General features: G+C 73.1%; 12 protein-coding genes. 9 read left to right on the top strand and 3 right to left on the bottom strand.

Going from position 1 to position 18,041, the window contains the following annotated elements:
- The first annotated feature begins 3 nt into the window (after positions 1 to 3).
- From rimP to AQJ84_RS29190, 9 genes are all read left to right on the top strand, one after another.
- Positions 4 to 513: a ribosome maturation factor RimP gene (rimP, locus tag AQJ84_RS29235; RefSeq protein ID WP_030041096.1), complete on the top strand. Its 510-nt coding sequence runs from the start codon at positions 4 to 6 to the stop codon at positions 511 to 513.
- Between the two features lie 2 nt (positions 514 to 515).
- On the top strand, positions 516 to 1,502 hold the full coding sequence (gene nusA, locus AQJ84_RS29230; RefSeq protein ID WP_030041097.1) for a transcription termination factor NusA: 987 nt from the start codon (positions 516 to 518) through the stop codon (positions 1,500 to 1,502).
- A 102-nt stretch (positions 1,503 to 1,604) separates the two neighbouring features.
- Positions 1,605 to 1,883 carry a YlxR family protein gene (locus AQJ84_RS29225; protein WP_078631968.1) on the top strand — a complete coding sequence of 93 codons (279 nt, stop codon included), beginning with the start codon at positions 1,605 to 1,607 and terminating at the stop codon, positions 1,881 to 1,883.
- Between the two features lie 147 nt (positions 1,884 to 2,030).
- Positions 2,031 to 5,159, top strand: coding sequence for a translation initiation factor IF-2 (infB, locus tag AQJ84_RS41470; RefSeq protein WP_079022726.1), 3,129 nt, complete (start codon positions 2,031 to 2,033; stop codon positions 5,157 to 5,159).
- 154 nt (positions 5,160 to 5,313) lie between these two features.
- Positions 5,314 to 5,607 (top strand): DUF503 domain-containing protein, encoded by a 294-nt coding sequence (locus AQJ84_RS29210; RefSeq protein ID WP_030041101.1) that lies wholly within the window; start codon positions 5,314 to 5,316, stop codon positions 5,605 to 5,607.
- 39 nt (positions 5,608 to 5,646) lie between these two features.
- The gene (gene rbfA / locus AQJ84_RS29205; RefSeq protein ID WP_030041102.1) at positions 5,647 to 6,093 is read left to right on the top strand and encodes a 30S ribosome-binding factor RbfA; all 447 of its coding nucleotides are present in this window, start codon (positions 5,647 to 5,649) and stop codon (positions 6,091 to 6,093) included.
- Complete coding sequence (gene truB, locus AQJ84_RS29200) at positions 6,090 to 6,995, top strand: tRNA pseudouridine(55) synthase TruB (RefSeq protein ID WP_030041103.1); 906 nt, start codon at positions 6,090 to 6,092, stop codon at positions 6,993 to 6,995. Before rbfA ends, truB begins: the two co-directional genes overlap by 4 nt.
- Positions 6,996 to 7,269: 274 nt before the next feature.
- Positions 7,270 to 11,142 carry a trypsin-like peptidase domain-containing protein gene (locus tag AQJ84_RS29195; RefSeq protein WP_053192513.1) on the top strand — a complete coding sequence of 1,291 codons (3,873 nt, stop codon included), beginning with the start codon at positions 7,270 to 7,272 and terminating at the stop codon, positions 11,140 to 11,142.
- Between the two features lie 175 nt (positions 11,143 to 11,317).
- Positions 11,318 to 12,274, top strand: coding sequence for a bifunctional riboflavin kinase/FAD synthetase (locus AQJ84_RS29190; protein WP_059198884.1), 957 nt, complete (start codon positions 11,318 to 11,320; stop codon positions 12,272 to 12,274).
- Positions 12,275 to 12,337: 63 nt separating this feature from the next.
- On the opposite strand, the gene AQJ84_RS29185 is transcribed toward AQJ84_RS29190, so the two are convergent.
- The 3 genes from AQJ84_RS29185 to eccE all read right to left on the bottom strand — a co-directional run bounded on the left by AQJ84_RS29185 (position 12,338) and on the right by eccE (position 17,887).
- Positions 12,338 to 15,424, bottom strand: coding sequence for an SCO5717 family growth-regulating ATPase (locus AQJ84_RS29185; RefSeq protein ID WP_059198883.1), 3,087 nt, complete (start codon positions 15,422 to 15,424; stop codon positions 12,338 to 12,340).
- Between the two features lie 343 nt (positions 15,425 to 15,767).
- On the bottom strand, positions 15,768 to 16,544 hold the full coding sequence (locus AQJ84_RS29180) for a hypothetical protein (protein WP_030041108.1): 777 nt from the start codon (positions 16,542 to 16,544) through the stop codon (positions 15,768 to 15,770).
- Between the two features lie 5 nt (positions 16,545 to 16,549).
- On the bottom strand, positions 16,550 to 17,887 hold the full coding sequence (gene eccE, locus AQJ84_RS29175; protein ID WP_079022727.1) for a type VII secretion protein EccE: 1,338 nt from the start codon (positions 17,885 to 17,887) through the stop codon (positions 16,550 to 16,552).
- Positions 17,888 to 18,041: the final 154 nt, after the last annotated feature.

Below are 18,041 nucleotides of genomic sequence, written 5' to 3'. Positions count from 1 at the left end.
CGGATGAGCACCACCCAGAGCGAGAGGCTGCGAGAACTTCTGGAACCGCTCGTCAGCTCCCAGGGCCTGGATCTCGAGGAGATCGCGGTGGACTCGGTCGGACGCAAGCGTGTGCTGCGCGTGGTCGTCGACTCCGACACCGGCGCCGACCTCGACCAGATCGCCGATGTGAGCCGCGCGCTCTCGGCGAAGCTCGACGAGACGGACGCGATGGGGGCTGGCGAGTACACCCTCGAGGTCGGAACCCCTGGCGCGGAGCGCCTCCTCAAGGAGCACCGGCACTACGTGCGTGCCGTCGACCGGCTGGTGAAGTTCCAGCTGGTCGGGGGCGACGAACTGGTCGCCCGGATCCTGAAGGTGGACGACGAGGGCCTCGACCTCGAAGTGCCCGGTGTGAAGGGCCGCAAGGCCACCACCCGCAGACTCGCCTTCGAGGACATCGACCGGGCCCGTGTCCAGGTCGAGTTCAACCGCAAGGACAAGCAGGACATGACGGAAGAGGAGGAGGCGTAGCCGTGGACATCGACATGAGCGCCCTGCGGGGCTTGGTACGGGAGAAGGAGATCTCCTTCGACCTGCTGGTCGAGGCGATCGAGTCGGCCCTCCTCATCGCCTATCACCGCACCGAGGGAAGCCGCCGACACGCGCGCGTGGAGCTCAACCGGGAGACCGGCCACGTGACGGTGTGGGCGAAGGAGGACCCCGAGGACCTGGAAGAGGGCCAGGAGGCCCGCGAGTTCGACGACACCCCGACCGGCTTCGGCCGTATCGCCGCGACCACCGCCAAGCAGGTCATCCTGCAGCGGCTGCGGGACGCCGAGGACGACGCGACGCTGGGCGAGTACGCGGGGCGTGAGGGCGACATCGTCACCGGCGTGGTCCAGCAGGGCCGCGACCCGAAGAACGTCCTCGTGGACATCGGCAAGCTGGAGGCCATCCTGCCGGTGCAGGAGCAGGTCCCCGGCGAGACGTACCAGCACGGGATGCGCCTTCGGTCGTACGTCGTCCGGGTGGCGAAGGGTGTCCGCGGCCCGTCCGTGACCCTGTCCCGTACGCACCCCAACCTGGTGAAGAAGCTCTTCGCGCTGGAGGTGCCGGAGATCGCCGACGGGTCCGTCGAGATCTCCGCCATCGCCCGCGAGGCCGGCCACCGCACCAAGATCGCCGTCCGCTCCACCCGTTCGGGCCTGAACGCCAAGGGTGCCTGCATCGGCCCCATGGGCGGCCGGGTGCGCAACGTGATGGGTGAGCTGAACGGTGAGAAGATCGACATCGTCGACTGGTCGGACGACCCGGCCGAGATGGTGGCGAACGCGCTGTCCCCGGCCCGGGTCTCCAAGGTCGAGGTCGTGGACATGGCCGCCCGGTCCGCCCGGGTGACGGTGCCGGACTACCAGCTGTCCCTGGCGATCGGCAAGGAGGGGCAGAACGCCCGCCTCGCGGCCCGTCTCACCGGCTGGCGGATCGACATCCGTCCGGACACCGAGCAGCCCGAGGAATAGATCCAAGCCGCAGGTCGCTTAGATCACGACAGTTTGGTGCGCAACAGCTGTTCGATTCTTGCCCCGAAGGGGTGAGGTCGGTGCGGGGAGGTAGACTTAAGAGTGTCTGGCCGGACGCGAGCCCGCGCATGCCCTGAGCGCACCTGTGTGGGGTGCCGGGAGCGAGCGGCCAAGAAGGACTTGCTGCGGATCGTGGCGGTCGAGGGCGAATGCGTCCCCGATGATCGCGGTACGCTGCCCGGCCGGGGTGCTTACGTGCATCCCGCCCTGGTCTGTCTCGACCTGGCGGTACGCCGTCGGATGTTCCCAAGGGCGTTGCGCGCCCCGGGAGCGCTCGACACCAAGGCGTTGCGCCTCTACGTCGAGCAGGCAACACAGTAAGACGCGTCGTGCGGAACCCCCGCGCGGCCCTGGTACCCCGCGAGTTGGAAGTAGGTCGAGATTGCGATGAGCACTCGATGAGCACGCGATGAGTACGCCCATGAAGTAGCGACGGTCCGGCCGCAACCCGGACCTAAAAGGAGCGAAGTGGCTAAGGTCCGGGTATACGAACTCGCCAAGGAGTTCGGGGTGGAGAGCAAGGTCGTCATGGCCAAGCTCCAAGAACTCGGTGAATTTGTTCGTTCGGCTTCCTCGACGATCGAGGCGCCCGTCGTACGCAAGCTGACTGACGCCCTCCAGCAGGGCAACGGAGGCGGCAAGCCCGCTTCCGCACGCAAGGCTGCACCGGCCAGGCCGGCAGCCCCCTCTCCCGCGCAGGCCGCCCGTCCGGCAGCCCCGCGCCCGCCGGCCCCCAAGCCGGCCGCCGAGAAGCCCGCGGCTCCCGCCGCGCCGGCCGCTCCCGGCCCCCGTCCCACTCCGGGCCCGAAGCCCGCGCCGAGGCCCGCCCCGGCGTCCCCGGCTCCGACGACGCCCGAGTTCACGGCACCCCCGTCGGCTCCCGCCGCGCCGGCCGCGCCGGCTGCCTCCTCCGGCGGCTCCGGCCCCCGTCCGGGCGCCCCGCGTCCGGCCGGCCAGTCCGCCCGTCCGGGCGCTCGTCCGGCCGGCCCCGGCCAGGGCGGCCAGGGTCGTGGTGACCGCGGCGACCGCGGTGACCGTCCCGGCGCCCCGCGTCCGGGCGGCCAGTCCGCGCGTCCCGGTGCCCGTCCGGCCGGTCCCCGTCCGGGCAACAACCCCTTCACCTCCGGCGGCTCCACCGGTATGGCGCGCCCGCAGGCGCCCCGTCCGGGCGGTGCCCCGCGTCCCGGCGGCCCCGGTGCCCCCGGCGGCGCTCCGCGTCCGCAGGGCCAGGGCCAGGGCGGCCCGCGTCCCCAGGGTGCCTCGGGCGGTCCCCGTCCGCAGGCTCCGGGCGGCGCGCGTCCCAGCCCCGGCGGCATGCCCCGCCCGCAGGGCGGCGGTCCCCGTCCCGGCGGCGGCCCCGGCGGCGCCCGTCCGAACCCCGGCATGATGCCTCAGCGTCCCGCCGCGGGCCCGCGTCCCGGCGGCGGTGGCCCCGGCGGCCGCGGTCCCGGTGGCGGCGGTCGTCCCGGTGGCGGCGGCGGTCGTCCGGGTGGCGGCGGCTTCGCCGGTCGTCCGGCCGGTCCCGGTGGCGGTGGCGGCGGTTTCGCAGGCCGTCCCGGTGGTCCCGGTGGCGGTGGCGGTTTCGCCGGTCGTCCCGGTGGTCCCGGTGGTGGCGGCGGCGGTCGTCCCGGCTTCGGCGGTCGTCCCGGTGGTCCGGGTGGCCGTGGTGGCACACAGGGCGCCTTCGGTCGTCCCGGCGGTCCCGCGCGTCGCGGTCGCAAGTCGAAGCGGCAGAGGCGCCAGGAGTACGAGGCCATGCAGGCCCCGTCGGTCGGCGGCGTGATGCTGCCTCGCGGCAACGGACAGTCCGTCCGCCTGTCGCGCGGTGCGTCCCTCACCGACTTCGCGGAGAAGATCAACGCCAACCCGGCGTCGCTCGTCGCCGTGATGATGAACCTCGGCGAGATGGTCACTGCCACGCAGTCCGTCTCCGACGAGACGCTGAGGCTCCTCGCGGATGAGATGAACTACATCCTCGAGATCGTCAGCCCGGAGGAGGAGGACCGCGAGCTCCTCGAGTCCTTCGACATCGAGTTCGGCGAGGACGAGGGCGGCGAGGAATTCCTCATGCCGCGTCCGCCGGTCGTGACCGTCATGGGTCACGTCGACCACGGTAAGACCCGACTGCTGGACACCATCCGCAAGACGAACGTCGTCGCGGGCGAGGCCGGCGGTATCACGCAGCACATCGGTGCGTACCAGGTCGCCACCCAGGTCAACGACGAAGAGCGCAAGATCACCTTCATCGACACCCCGGGTCACGAGGCGTTCACCGCCATGCGTGCCCGTGGTGCGAAGTCGACCGACATCGCGATCCTGGTCGTCGCGGCCAACGACGGCGTCATGCCGCAGACGGTCGAGGCGCTCAACCACGCCAAGGCGGCCGACGTCCCGATCGTCGTCGCGGTCAACAAGATCGACGTCGAGGGCGCGGACCCGACCAAGGTGCGCGGTCAGCTGACCGAGTACGGCCTGGTGGCCGAGGAGTACGGCGGCGACACGATGTTCGTCGACATCTCCGCCAAGCAGGGCCTCAACATCGAGAGCCTGCTGGAGGCCGTGGTCCTCACCGCGGACGCCTCGCTCGACCTGCGGGCCAACCCGGAGCAGGACGCGCAGGGTATTGCGATCGAGTCCCACCTCGACCGCGGCCGCGGTGCCGTCTCGACGGTCCTGGTCCAGCGCGGCACGCTGCGCATCGGCGACACGATGGTTGTCGGCGACGCGTACGGCCGTGTCCGGGCGATGCTCGACGACAACGGCAACAACGTCGAGGAAGCGGGTCCCTCGACCCCCGTCCTGGTCCTGGGTCTCACCAACGTCCCCGGTGCCGGCGACAACTTCCTGGTCGTCGACGAGGACCGCACGGCGCGTCAGATCGCCGAGAAGCGCGCGGCGCGTGAGCGCAACGCCAACTTCGCCCGCCGGGGTGTCCGGTTCTCCCTGGAGAACCTGGACGAGGCCCTCAAGGCCGGTCTGGTGCAGGAACTCAACCTCATCATCAAGGGCGACGCGTCCGGTTCGGTGGAGGCTCTCGAGTCCTCGCTGCTCCAGCTCGACGTCGGCGAAGAGGTCGACATCCGCGTCCTGCACCGCGGTGTGGGTGCGGTCACCGAGTCGGACATCGACCTGGCGACCGGCTCCGACGCCATCGTCATCGGCTTCAACGTCCGCGCTGCGGGCCGCGCGGCGCAGATGGCGGAGCGCGAGGGCGTCGACGTCCGGTACTACTCGGTGATCTACCAGGCCATCGAGGAGATCGAGGCGGCCCTCAAGGGCATGCTCAAGCCGGAGTACGAGGAGGTCGAGCTCGGCACGGCGGAGATCCGCGAGGTCTTCAAGTCGTCCAAGCTGGGCAACATCGCCGGTGTCCTGGTCCGCTCGGGCGAGGTCAAGCGCAACACCAAGGCGCGCCTCGTCCGCGACGGCAAGGTCATCGCGGAGAGCCTCAACATCTCCGGTCTGCGTCGCTTCAAGGACGACGTCACCGAGATCCGCGAAGGGTTCGAGGGCGGTATCAACCTCGGAAACTTCAACGACATCAAGGTCGACGACGTCATCGCGACGTACGAGATGCGCGAGAAGCCGCGCGCGTAAGCGCCCGGTTTCCGGGACGGTCCGGTCCGGGGCCGGTCGACGGAGAGTATTTCCGTCGATCGGCCCCGGCCGTTCGTTGTACGGTTTCTGATGTCCCTGCCACACGGATGGCGGGGCCATCGATCCCGTACCGGCGGGTGAACCGGCAACACACATGTATGTGGGGACTCTGTCCTTCGACCTCCTCCTCGGCGACGTACGGTCGCTGAAGGAGAAGCGCTCCGTCGTCCGCCCGATCGTCGCCGAGCTCCAGCGGAAGTACGCGGTGAGCGCCGCCGAGGTGGACCATATGGACCTCCACCGCAGGGCCGGGATCGGCCTTGCGATGGTGTCCGGCGACGCGGGGCACGTGACCGACGTGCTGGACCGGTGCGAACGGCTGGTCGCCGGGCGCCCCGAGGTGGAACTGCTGTCCGTGCGGCGGCGCTTCCACGGCGACGACGACTAGATTTTGTGAACGCGGAACAGGAAGAACGGGAGACGACCAGTGGCCGACAACGCGCGGGCAAAGAGGCTGGCGGACCTCATCCGAGAGGTGGTTGCCCAGAAGCTGCAGCGTGGGATCAAGGACCCGCGGCTCGGCTCGCACGTCACCATCACGGACACCCGGGTCACGGGCGACCTGCGGGAGGCGACCGTCTTCTACACGGTGTACGGGGACGACGAGGAGCGGGCGGCCGCGGCCGCCGGGCTGGAGAGCGCCAAGGGCGTGCTCCGCTCCGCGGTCGGAGCGGCCGCCGGCGTGAAGTTCACGCCGACGCTGACCTTCGTGGCCGACGCCCTGCCCGACACCGCCAAGACCATCGAGGACCTCCTCGACAAGGCGCGCATGTCCGACGAGAAGGTGCGTGAGGTCTCCGCCGGCGCCAAGTACGCCGGTGAGGCCGACCCGTACCGCAAGCCGGACGAGGACGAGGACGACGCCGCCGAATGACCCAGAAGAACCGGACGCCCGACGGCCTTGTCATCGTCGACAAGCCGTCGGGCTTCACTTCGCACGACGTCGTCGCCAAGATGCGCGGCATCGCCCGGACCCGCCGTGTCGGCCACGCCGGCACGCTCGACCCCATGGCGACGGGCGTCCTCGTCCTCGGCGTGGAGAGGGCGACCAAGCTCCTCGGGCACCTCGCGCTCACCGAGAAGGAGTACCTGGGCACGATCCGCCTGGGCCAGACGACCCTGACCGACGACGCCGAGGGCGAGATCACGAGGTCGGTCGACGCCTCGAAGGTCACCCGCGAGGCCGTCGACGCCGGGATCGCCAAGCTGACCGGTGCCATCATGCAGGTGCCGTCCAAGGTCAGCGCCATCAAGATCGACGGTGTGCGCTCCTACAAGCGGGCACGCGAGGGCGAGGACTTCGAGATCCCCGCCCGGCCCGTCACGGTCTCCTCCTTCGCGGTGTACGACGTCCGGGACGCCGTCGCCGAGGACGGCACCCCCGTCCTGGACCTGGTCGTCTCGGTGGTCTGCTCGTCCGGCACCTACATCCGGGCGCTGGCCCGTGACCTGGGCGCCGACCTGGGCGTCGGCGGCCACCTCACGGCACTGCGCCGGACGCGCGTGGGACCGTACAAGCTGGACTCCGCGAAGACGCTGGACGAGCTCCAGCAGGAGCTGGCCGTGATGCCGATCGCCGACGCCGCCACGGCCGCGTTCCCGCGCTGGGACGTCGACGCCAGGCGGGCGGGGCTGCTCCTCAACGGCGTACGGCTCGACATGCCCGACGAGTACGCCGGCCGGGGCGCGGTGGCCGTCTACGACCCCGAGGGACGCTTCCTCGCGCTCGTCGAGGAACAGAAGGGCAAGGCGAAGAGTCTGGCCGTGTTCGGCTGACGTCGGCCGGGCATCCGCCCGTGGAGCGGCGATCACGGGGTCGTCGCTGCCGCCGCTCCACGGTCCCCCTCGGTTCCCCCACCCCTAGGGTGTATCCAGCCGCCCCCCTCCATTCACCCGTCCGAGCAGGCGCTCGGAGTGAACCGGGGGAGCGGAAGGGGGCGCGTTCATCGAGCGATCTGTCCCGCTGATCACCTCATGCCTACTGTCGAATCAAGCACGTGCGTGCGTATCGCGGACAGGCACGTGCTGGGTACGGCGGGGAGGTTCGACCATGGCGGGACGGGGCTCGCGGACGGGGGACACCCCTGGCACCGCAAGGCCGACCCAGCAAGGCAACCGTTCCCGGCACGCGCGCGGCCGACAGGGCCCCGGTGCGGCGGAACCGTCGCGGCAGCGGACGGCCGGGCGCGACGACGCCCTCGTCCGCATCCACGACCTCGCCGGCCGCCCCCGCGGCACGGGCTTCGTGGCCGATCATCACGGCACCGTCGTCACCAGCCACGAGGCCGTCGACGGTCTGCCCCGGCTCGTTCTGCACGCCGCCGGGGACCGCAGCTGTGTCGTGACCGCCGAGTCGGTGACCCCGCTGCCCGAGCTGGACCTGGCCCTCGTCCGCTCCGAGGGCCTGGGCGTCGCCCCGCTGCCGATCACCGTGCGGGACCGGATCGAGTCCGGCGCCTATGTGAGGGTCCTGGCCGGCTGCTGGCGCGAGGCGCGGGTGCTGGGCGCGACCTCCGTGACCTACACCGCCACCGACCGTTTCCACCTCCTCGGCGACGCCCTCGAGCTGGCGATCGGCACCGCGGGGCAGGACGCGCTGCGCCTGGGCGGCGGGGCGGCGGGAGGGCCGGTGCTGGACGCCGGGACCGGAGCGGTGGTCGGTGTCCTCGGCACCGCGCTGCAGAGCGGCCACCGCGACGTCGGCTTCGCGGTACCACTGCGTTCCGCGTACGGCGGTCCGCTGACCGACCTGCTCACCGTGAACGCGGCCACGGTCCCCGCGTACGGGGCCGACCTGAATCTCGCGGGAGTGCTGGAGCTGACGGCCACGTCGGTGGGGGAGGACGGAGCGGCGGGCGTGTTGGCGGGGGGTCCGCCGGTGGCGGCCGGGGAGCCGGCGGAGGCGGGGGCTTGTGGTGAGGCGGGCGCCGGTGCGGCTGAGCCGGGGACGGGCGCGGGTTCGCCGGCCGGGGCGGTGCCCGTCGAACGCGCCGCCGTCACAGCGGAGTTCGCCGCGTTCGCCGAAGGGACGGCCGCCGTGCTGGGGCTGGTCGGGGCGCCCGGCAGCGGACGCACGACCGAACTCGCCGCCCTCGCAGCCCGGCGCCACCACGGTGCGCATCCGGCGCCCACCCTGTGGCTGCGGGGCGCCGATCTCAGGGACGACGACGGGTCGGTCGCGGACGCGGCGCGGCGGGCGCTGGTCCGCGCGGCCCGCATCGTCTCGGCGTCGGACCAGGCGACGGCCGGTAGTGACGGAGAAGACGAGTGCGGTGTCGCAGGCGTGCAGCGGGGCCGCTCGGAGGTCTGCGAGGAGGCGGCGGGCGCGCGGGACGGCGGCAGCGGACGCGCAGAGTGGGGCCGTGGTCGGCACGACGGTGACGCCGCGAGCGCCGACCGGGGCTGCGGTGGGGGAGACGGCGGCGCCGTGAGCGGTGAGCGAGGTCCTCGCCGGGGCGGCACGGACAGCGGGCCGACCGGCCTCGGGGACATCTCCCCCGAGCGGCTCGCGGACCTCGCCCGTGCCGCCGGGCGACCTCTTCTGCTGCTTCTCGACGGTCCCGAGGAGATGCCGCCGGTCCTGGCCCACCGCCTCGCCGAGTGGACCGAGAGGACCGCGGAGTGGCTGGGGGAGACGGGGGCGCGGATGGTGGTGGCGTGTCGGGAGGAGTACTGGGAGGGCGTGCGGTTCCCGGCGGAGCTGCTGCACCGGCCGACCGGCGGCGGAGCCGAGGAACGTCCGGCACGGATCCCCCCGTGCGTCCGTCTCGGCGACCTGCACCAGGACGAGGCCCGCCGGGCACGCGCGCGGTACCGCGTCCCCGAGGGCGTCCTGGCGGCTGCCGATGCCGGCCACCCCCTCACCCTCCGCCTCCTGGCCGAGATCCGTGCGGCCCGTCCGGACGCCCCCGACGCCCCCGAATCCCGCCTGGACCGACACGACGTCCTGTCCGCGTACCTCGACCTGATGTGCCTGCGCGTCGCCGTACGCCTGGCCGCCCAGGCCGGCCTCCGCGGCACCGCCGTCCGCCGACTCGCGGCGAGGGTCTCCGGCCAGGTCCACGAGGCCGCCCGGCGCAGCCTCGGCCCCGGGCAGGGCGAGCTGGACCGGGAGTCGTTCGAGACGGTGTTCCCGTGGGGTCTGGCACCCGCGCGCCTCGGCGGCGGCACCGGCTGGGCGTCAGCCGTGCTCACCGAAGGCCTCCTGGTCCCCGCGGGCGGCGGCTACCGCTTCGCGCACGAGGAACTCGCCGACTGGCTCCAGGGCACGCACCTCGACCTCGACGAGGCGCTGCACGCCCTGGTCCACCGTCGCCGCACCCACCCGTACGGCGACCACCCGGCGCCCGTGCCGCACCACCGCATCGGCCCCGTCGTCCAAGCCCTGCTACTCCTCGCCCGCCAGCAAGGTCCCCGTCAACTCGCCGTTCGCCTGGAGGAGTTGGTGCACGCGCTCGACACCGACCCGCACTCCTGGTGGGCCGCGCGCCTCCTCGCCGAGGTCCTGCGGCGCGTGCCCGACGCGACGCCGTACTGCGTAGTCCTGCGGCTGCTCACCGACCGGATGGTGGCCTGGCGGCACGAGGAGCACCCGCTGCCCGCCGAGTTCGGCCCCGACTTCTGGACCGCCCTGCGGCTCGACGAGGACGACCGCTTCGACCTGCTGCGCCGGCTCGTCCTCGCCGACCGCCCGCCCCACGAGCCCGGCCCGCGGTTCCTGGACGCCGCCGCGCGACTGCTCGGCGCCGACCCCACCGCCGTACAGCCGCTCCTTGCCCGCTGGTTCGACGACGAGCGGCCGCTGCCCGCCACCCCGCACGCGACCGTGGCGAAGGCCGCGCAGGCGCTGCTGCACACGCACCGGGGCCGGGCCCTGGACGATCTGACCGAGGTGCTCGTCGACAGCGCGCACGGCAGGGCCGACGAACTGCTCGCCGTACTGGCGGAGGACGAGCCGTCGGCCGTGTGCCGGGCCGTGGACCGGTGGGCGCGCGACGAGCGGCCGACGCGGCGGGCCGCGGCGGTCACGTACGGACTGCGCGCCGCCCCGCAGGTGGGCACCGAGGCCGACCGCGAACTGCTGCGCTACGCCGCCCTCGCCCTGCTGGTCCGCCCCGCCGACCGCGCTCTGCACGGCGGTGCGCTCGCACTGCTGGTACGGGACCCGGCCACCCGCGCCCGGCATCTCCCGCAGGCGCTCGCGCTCTTCGCGGCCGACGACCCGCAGTTGCCGCCGAGCGCGCTGGTGCCCGCCCTCGCGACCCACCCGGACCCGGTCCTCGACGCCTTCCGGGCCCGGTTGCGCGGCCCGGACGCCGGGGCGACGCTGCGCACGCTCGCCGACGTCACCACGCCCGCACCGGCCCGCAGGGTGGCCGCACTCGTCCGGGAGGCGGTGGAGCTTCGCCCGGAGACGGCGGTGGACGTGGCGGCGTACGTGGACCGGCGGCTTGACCACGGCCCCGCCGCCCGGGCGGTCCTGCTCCCCCTGGTGACCGGGTTGCTCGACGGCGGCCCGGAGCAGGTGCGGGCCGCCCTCGCGGCCGTCCTCGCCGCACCCGGCACCCCCGTATCCCGCCCCCTGCGCCAGGAACTCCTCGAGGTCCTCCTCGCCGAGGAACACGACCCGTCCGTCCTGATCGCGGTGCTGCACGCGGCGGTCGAGCGCACCGCTTCCGAGCCCGTCGAGGACCCCGGCGGCGTTCGCGACCTCGTCCACCGTGCCGGTCTCCTCCTGGTGCGCACCCCGGACGGCGCGACCCGCTTCGACCGCGGCCTCGTCGACCTCGCACGGCACATCCCCGGATTCGCCGCGCTGGTGACCGGCTGGCTGACCGAGACCCCTCAGGAGTGGGCGGCCGTGGTGGGGCCGAGCGCGCGGCGGATGATCGAGAACCTGGCGGGCGTACGCGTGTCCGCCTGACCGGTACCCCACCGGCGGGTACACGTGCGCCGGGTCACAGCGCCCATGCCGATGCGGGCAGGAAGCACCCGGCATGGCACCCTTAGACCTGCGTGAGACAGACCGAGTGAGACAGACCCGCGTGAGGACCACCACGGACGCGGGTTCGACGAGTTTGCGACGAGGAGCAGTCACAGTGCAGCGCTGGCGTGGCTTGGAGGACATCCCCGAGGACTGGGGGCGCAGCGTCGTCACCATCGGTTCCTACGACGGGGTCCACCGCGGGCACCAGCTGATCATCCGGCACGCCGTGGAGCGCGCCCGTGAGCTGGGCGTTCCCGCCGTGGTCGTCACCTTCGACCCGCACCCCAGCGAGGTCGTGCGCCCCGGCAGCCACCCGCCGCTGCTCGCCCCGTACCACCGTCGTGCCGAACTGATGGCCGAGCTGGGCGTGGACGCGCTCCTGATCCTCCCCTTCACCACGGAGTTCTCGAAGCTGTCCCCGGCCGACTTCGTCGTCAAGGTCCTGATCGACAAGCTGCACGCCAGGGCGGTCGTCGAGGGCCCCAACTTCCGCTTCGGCCACAAGGCCGCCGGGAACGTGGAACTCCTCGCCGAGCAGGGCAAGGTCTACGACTTCGAGGTCGAGGTCGTAGACCTGTACGTGTCCGGCACGGCGGGCGGCGGCGAGCCGTTCTCCTCCACCCTGACCCGGCGCCTGGTCGCCGGGGGCGACGTCGAGGGCGCGGCCGAGATCCTGGGCCGTCCGCACCGCGTGGAGGGCGTGGTCGTCCGCGGGGCTCAGCGGGGACGGGAGCTCGGCTTCCCCACCGCGAACGTGGAGACGCTGCCCCACACCGCCATCCCCGCCGACGGCGTCTACGCCGGCTGGCTGCACACCCAGGGCGAGGCGATGCCGGCCGCGATCTCCGTCGGCACCAACCCGCAGTTCGACGGCACCGAGCGCACGGTGGAGGCGTACGCCATCGACCGCGTCGGCCTCGACCTGTACGGCCTGCACGTCGCCGTGGACTTCCTCTCCTTCGTCCGCGGTCAGGCGAAGTTCGACACGCTGGACGCACTGCTGGTGCAGATGGCCGAGGACGTCAAGCGGTGCCGGGAGCTGATCGCCGCAGCGACTCCCGCCGGGTAAGGCCTGCGCGACGACGAACAGGCGGCCGGTGCCCTGTGGCACCGGCCGCCTGTTCGTGTGCTCCTACTGCTGCGGCGGGGGAGGAGGCGGAGCCTGCCCGTCCTGCTGCGGGTGACCGGGGTAGGGCTGACCCGGCTGCGCGGGATAGGGCTGAGCCCCGGGGTGCGGGTACGGCTGCCCGGGCTGGGCGGGCGGCTGACCGGGCTGGGGGTAGGGCTGGCCCGGGTACTGCTGGCCGGGCTGCGGCTGCTGCGGGTACGGACCCGGCTGTCCGGGAGCCTGGCCGGGATACGGCTGCCCCGGCATCTGCTGCTGGCCGGGCATCGGCGGTGCCGCCACCGGGGGCGGGTTGCCGTTGGCCGTCCACAGGCCGTGCATCTGCTGGTGGCGTACGAAGTCCTCGGCGACCATCGCCGCGAGGTTGAAGTACGCCTCGCGCACCTTGGGCCGCATCATGTCGAGGTCGACCTCGGCACCGGCGGCGAGATGCTCGTCGAAGGGCACGACGATCACGCCGCGGCAACGCGTCTCGAAGTGGCTGACGATGTCCTCGACCTTGATCATCTTGCCGGTCTCGCGGACACCCGAGATGACGGTGATGGACCGCGACACGAGGTCCGCGTACCCGTGCGCGGACAGCCAGTCCAGCGTCGTGCTGGCGCTGCTGGCACCGTCCACGGACGGCGTCGAGATGATGATCAGCTGGTCGGCGAGGTCGAGCACACCGCGCATGGCGCTGTAGAGCAGACCGGTGCCGGAGTCGGTGAGGATCACCGGGTACTGGTTGCCCAGCACGTCGATCGCGCGCCGGTAGTCCTCGTCGTTGAACGTGGTCGACACCGCCGGGTCGACGTCGTTGGCGATGATCTCCAGGCCGGACGGCGCCTGGGAGGTGAAGCGCCGGATGTCCATGTACGAGTTGAGGTACGGGATCGCCTGGACGAGGTCACGGATGGTGGCCCCGGTCTCGCGGCGGACCCGGCGGCCGAGCGTGCCGGCGTCCGGGTTGGCGTCGATCGCGAGGATCTTGTCCTGTCGCTCGGTGGCGAGTGTGGAGCCGAGCGCGGTGGTCGTGGTCGTCTTGCCGACGCCGCCCTTGAGGCTGATGACGGCGATCCGGTAGCAGGAGAGCACCGGGGTGCGGATGAGCTCCAACTTCCGCTGGCGCTCTGCCTCTTCCTTCTTCCCGCCGAGCTTGAACTTGCCGCCGGCCACCGGTCGGCTGCTCTTCGCCTTCTGCTTCTTGCTGTTGAGCAGGCGGTCGGAGGACAGCTCCACGGCCGCGGTGTAACCGAGCGGGGCGGCACCGGGGTTGGCGGGCTCCCGCTGGTCGTGCTGCACGGCTTGCGGCCAGGCGGCACCGGTGCGGGGGTCGACGGCCGGCTGGGGCTGCGGCTGGTGGGGGTGCTGGGCGAACTGCGGCGCCTGCGGGCCGCCGTGCGGGGGCCGGCCGTCGGGCTGGGGCTGCGGAGCGCCGGGGTGCGGTTGCGCGGGCCCGCCCTGCTGTGCCGGGGGCTGCGGGAAGCCGTAGCCGCCTTGGGCGTTGGGTGCCGGAGGTTGTGGGAAGCCGTAGCCACCCGGTTGCGGGGCCGGGGGCTGCTGGGTGTTCGGTGCCGGTGCGGTGGGGGTGCCGGGGTGCGGGAAGCCGTAGCCACCCTGCGCGTTGTGCGCGTTGGGTGCGGGGGGTTGCGGGAAGCCGTAGCCGCCTTGGGCGTTGGGTGCCGGGGGCTGTGGGAAGCCGTAGCCACCCGGTTGCGGGGCCGGGGGCTGCTGGGTGTTCGGTGCCGCCGGTGCGGTGGGGGTGCCGGGGTGAGGGAAGCCGTAGCCACCCTGCGCGTTGGGGGCGGGGGGTTGCGGGAAGCCGTAGCCGGGCTGGGGCTGGGACGGAGGGGTGTCCGGGCCCGGCGGTGTCGGCGCGGGCTGGTTCCAGCCGGTCGGCGCGGGCTGCGGCGCCTGCGGCTGGAAGGGCGGCTGCTGGGCCGGAGCGGCCGGCCCCTGTGCGGGCGCCGAGGGATCCGGCTGCGGTTGTGCGGGCCACTGCGGCGCGGTGGTCGGCGCGGCGGGCTGGTACGACGGCGGCAGCGGCGGCACCCCGCTCTGCGGCGCCGGCGGGGGAGCCCAGCCGGCGGCCTGTGCGGCCTGCGCGGCGGCCTCCGCTCCGGGCTGGTCGGCGGCGTCGGCGGCGGCGTCCTGCGCCGAGGCGGTCGCTGTCTCACCGTCCGCCGCAGAGGGGCTCTCGGATCCGGAGGCCGCAGCCTCCGTGTCGTCGCCGCTCTCCGCGTCCTGGGGGGCGGAGTCGACGGAGGCGTCCGCGCTGTCGCCCGGGCCGGCATCGCCGCCGACGCCGGTCGAGTCCGCGGGCGTACCGTCGCTGTCGCCCTCGGCGTCGCTGTCGGCGTCACCGGACGAGACGGAGGCGTCCGCGGAGGTTCCCTCGGCCGCGGCCTCGCCGTCCTTCTCGTCGGCGGGCTTCTGGCCGGCCTGCCCGGACCCGGACCCCGTGTCGGTGCCGGCCGCCTCGGCCGCGGCGGCGAGCTCCGCGATCTCCTGCTTCAGGGAAGCGGCGGAGAAACGCATGGTGGCGCCGCTCTCCAGATCACCGTTCCCGGACTCGTCCTCGCCGAAAGGAGGCGGGGAGACAGGCGCGGGCTGGGCCGGGGCCACGGGCGGCGCCGGGGTGACGGGGGGCGCGGGGGTCACCGGGGGTGCGACCGGGGCCGCGGGCGGTGCGACGTGCGCGTCGGGAGCGGCCGGAGCCCACGGCGTCTGCGCACCCGGCTGAGCCTGCGGTCGCTGCAGCTCGAAGCCACTCTCCGCGTACGGCCCGGGCGGGGCCGTCGGCTCCCCCATCGGGTGCGGGGCGGGCGGAGGCGTCGGAGCGGGTCCCGGGAAGGAGTTGTCCGGCGGGGGCGGAACGGGGGAGGGGCTGTGCGGCGCGGGTGCCTGGTGCGCCGGCGCACTCGGGGCGCCACCGCCGGTGCCGGCGCCAGGCTGTCCGGAGGCCCCGTCGCCCGCGTTCTGCGTGTACCAGGCGGGCGGCGCGTAGTCGATGGTGAACTCGCCGGTCATCTCGATGGAGGACTCCGCGTCGGGCTGGTCATCGTCGGGTGTGGCCCAGCCCCCGCGGATCCCGTCCCGATCGCTGCTCACAATTCCTCCTGGTGTGGTCGAGCACCCTCATGCCGTGCCGGGGCGACCATTACTTGTCGGCCTTGGTCGTTCGAGGTCGTCCGATTCACCGGCTCCCCCTGGGGCGCGGACGCCCGGTCCACGGGTTCTGGCATCGCGCCCGGTACCAGCCTAATCACCACGCGCCCCAACTCGGCAGGCCCGTCCATCCGGCAGGGCCCGCCGCCAGTGTCACAACCGTCCCCGAAGTGCCGTGCTCGGCGCCACACCGGGCAGTCAAACCGCCCGAAAGCGGGTGTGCTTGTGTACGGCAAAGCGGAACAATCGCCGCCGAATGGTCAATTCGCTTCAGGTGACGGCTGATTCAGTCCATCCTTCGAGGCATACCCAACAATCCGATCTCGGCGTCGGTGGGCTGGGTCAACACATACTGCCGGTCGCGGTCGGTGCACCAGAGCGTGAGCCCGTCCGCCAGGCCGGGCAGCGAGTCCGTCTCGGCCCGGGGCAGCGCCATCGCGCGGCCCAGCTCCGCGGCCTCGTCCGGCGAGATGCGCTGCACACCGACGAGCCGCGCCTGTCTGAGCAGCCGCGGGGCCACGGGGCTGAGATACGGCAGCAGGGTCAGCACCGCCTGCCAGGGGCCGGAGACCACCCGGCCGCGCGGCGGACGCATACCGCAGTCCCGCACCACCAGCACCGGCGTACCGGCCGAGGTGCCCTGCGGGGGTACCCGCCCGACCTCGTACACCGCCAGGCCGTTCTGCCCGCCGCCCATGGCGTGCACCATCTGCATCCAGGCCTGCGGGCGCCCCGTCTCCACGGCGACCCGGGCTCCCGTCGCGGCCGCTCTGAGCGCGATGACCTGGGCGGTCCACAGACCGCCGATGAGGACGACGTCGTACGCCGTCGGCCGGTTCAACCCCAGTACGGCGGGCCGGCCGTCGGCGTCGACGCCGATGACGACGCCGTCGTCCCCGATGGGAAGCGTGAGCGCGTCCAGCTGGTCCACCGGCAGGGAGTGCCGGGCGTGGCGCGGGCCGATCAGTCCGAAGCCGCTGCGCAGCAGATCGCGTGCCCGCTGCGGGGCGGAGGGCTGCGGCTCGCCGCGACCGGTGGGCGGCTGTGCCGCGCGGGTGGTCATCGCCGTCACCGGACACCTCCGAGGGGCAGAGTGGCGAGCATGCCGGGCACCTGTTCCCGGTCGAGGCGGGCGAGACCGGTGCCGGTGTGCCGGGCCGCGCCCTGCAACGCCTGCCTGGCAGCCACGAGTTCCTCGTCGCTGCGCCCGGTCACCCGCAGGTGGCCGGTGACCGACACCTCCTGCCGCTCCCCGCGGTTGAGCGTGAGACTGAAGGTGGTGGCGAGCGCCGGGACGGCCGTGACCAGGGCGACCAACTGCGGCAGCGAAGGCGCCCGCTCACCGCCCAGCGACGGCCACCGGCGGATCCAGTACGTGGTGTGCCTGCGGTTGTCGCAGCGCCAGCTCCGCCCGGACTCCTCGGTCCGCCGCTCCCGCGTCTCCGTCCGCCCGGCCTCCGCCGTCACCAGCGGGTTGGCGCAGGCCGAGGTGGCGATGGCGGAGGTCAGCTCCTCCTCGTCGAGGAGGGTGGCACGGAACCCGGCCCCGGTCAGCCGGCTCGCCAGGTGATCGGCGGCGCGCACGACACACTTCTGGGCCCCGAGGAGACCACCGCCGCGCGCTTCCACCGCCTCCGGGCACAGCTCCGGGTCGAGCTTCAAGGCGATCCATGTGATGCGTACGGCAGGCGCCCCCGTCTGTTCCTGCAGGGGCGCGTAGTTGGCGACGGCCACCGACTGCTGGGGCAGATGCAGCGCGGGCGCGGGCTGGGTGTGCAGCACGACCTGCGCCGACTCGAGCCGGACGTCGTCGACGTCCAGCGCGTCGTACACCAGCGAGATCGGCAGCGGCTGCCGGTTGCGCTCGGCCCGCAGGGCGGTGACGTCGGCCTCCACCTGGAGGACGGCGGTGACGAACGTGCCGTCCCCGATGACGCCGACGGACCGGCGGTCCCGGCCGGCGTACGTGCTCGTGCGCAGGGTCGGGTCGCACTCCACGGCCGGCGCGAGCCCCGGTTCCGTGCCCGCCGGTATCGGCGTGCTCTCCGCCCGGCGCTGACGCGCCCGCAACGCCCTTGCGGTGGCGAGCCATTCGGGCAGCGAACGGCCGCGGCGACGCAGGAAGGAGAGGAGCACCAGACACACGGCGACGACAGCGGCGACAGCCAGGGCGACGGGCCCGATCACCCATCCGACGAGCAGGACGGCGAGTGCGATCTCCAGCAGAACGACGCGTTGCAACCGGAATGCCCCGCCCTGCCCCGAACGCACCCTGAGGTGGAGCGCGCCCGGCGAGGCCGACCGCTGCGCCGGTGTCCGCCGGGGTGTTGCCCCGGTCTGCCGGGGCGCCGAGGAGTCCCGTGACCGCGATCGGTCACGGGACCGGGCACGCGTTCCGGAAGCCATCACTCCATCCCCCCGTTTTGCTCACAACTCACTGGTATTTCAGCACCGCACAAGGCATTTGAAGGCCCGAGCACCCTACCCGCTCCACAAGTCCCCACGGATACCAGGCATAGTAGGGGCCCGGTCTGACATCGGAGGCGGGGGACCAGGTCAC

The organism is Streptomyces resistomycificus (assembly GCF_001514265.1).
Taxonomy (GTDB): Bacteria; Actinomycetota; Actinomycetes; order Streptomycetales; family Streptomycetaceae; genus Streptomyces; species Streptomyces resistomycificus.
The sequence above is the reverse complement of the archived record's forward strand: the minus strand, read 5'-3'. Positions and strand labels throughout refer to the sequence as shown.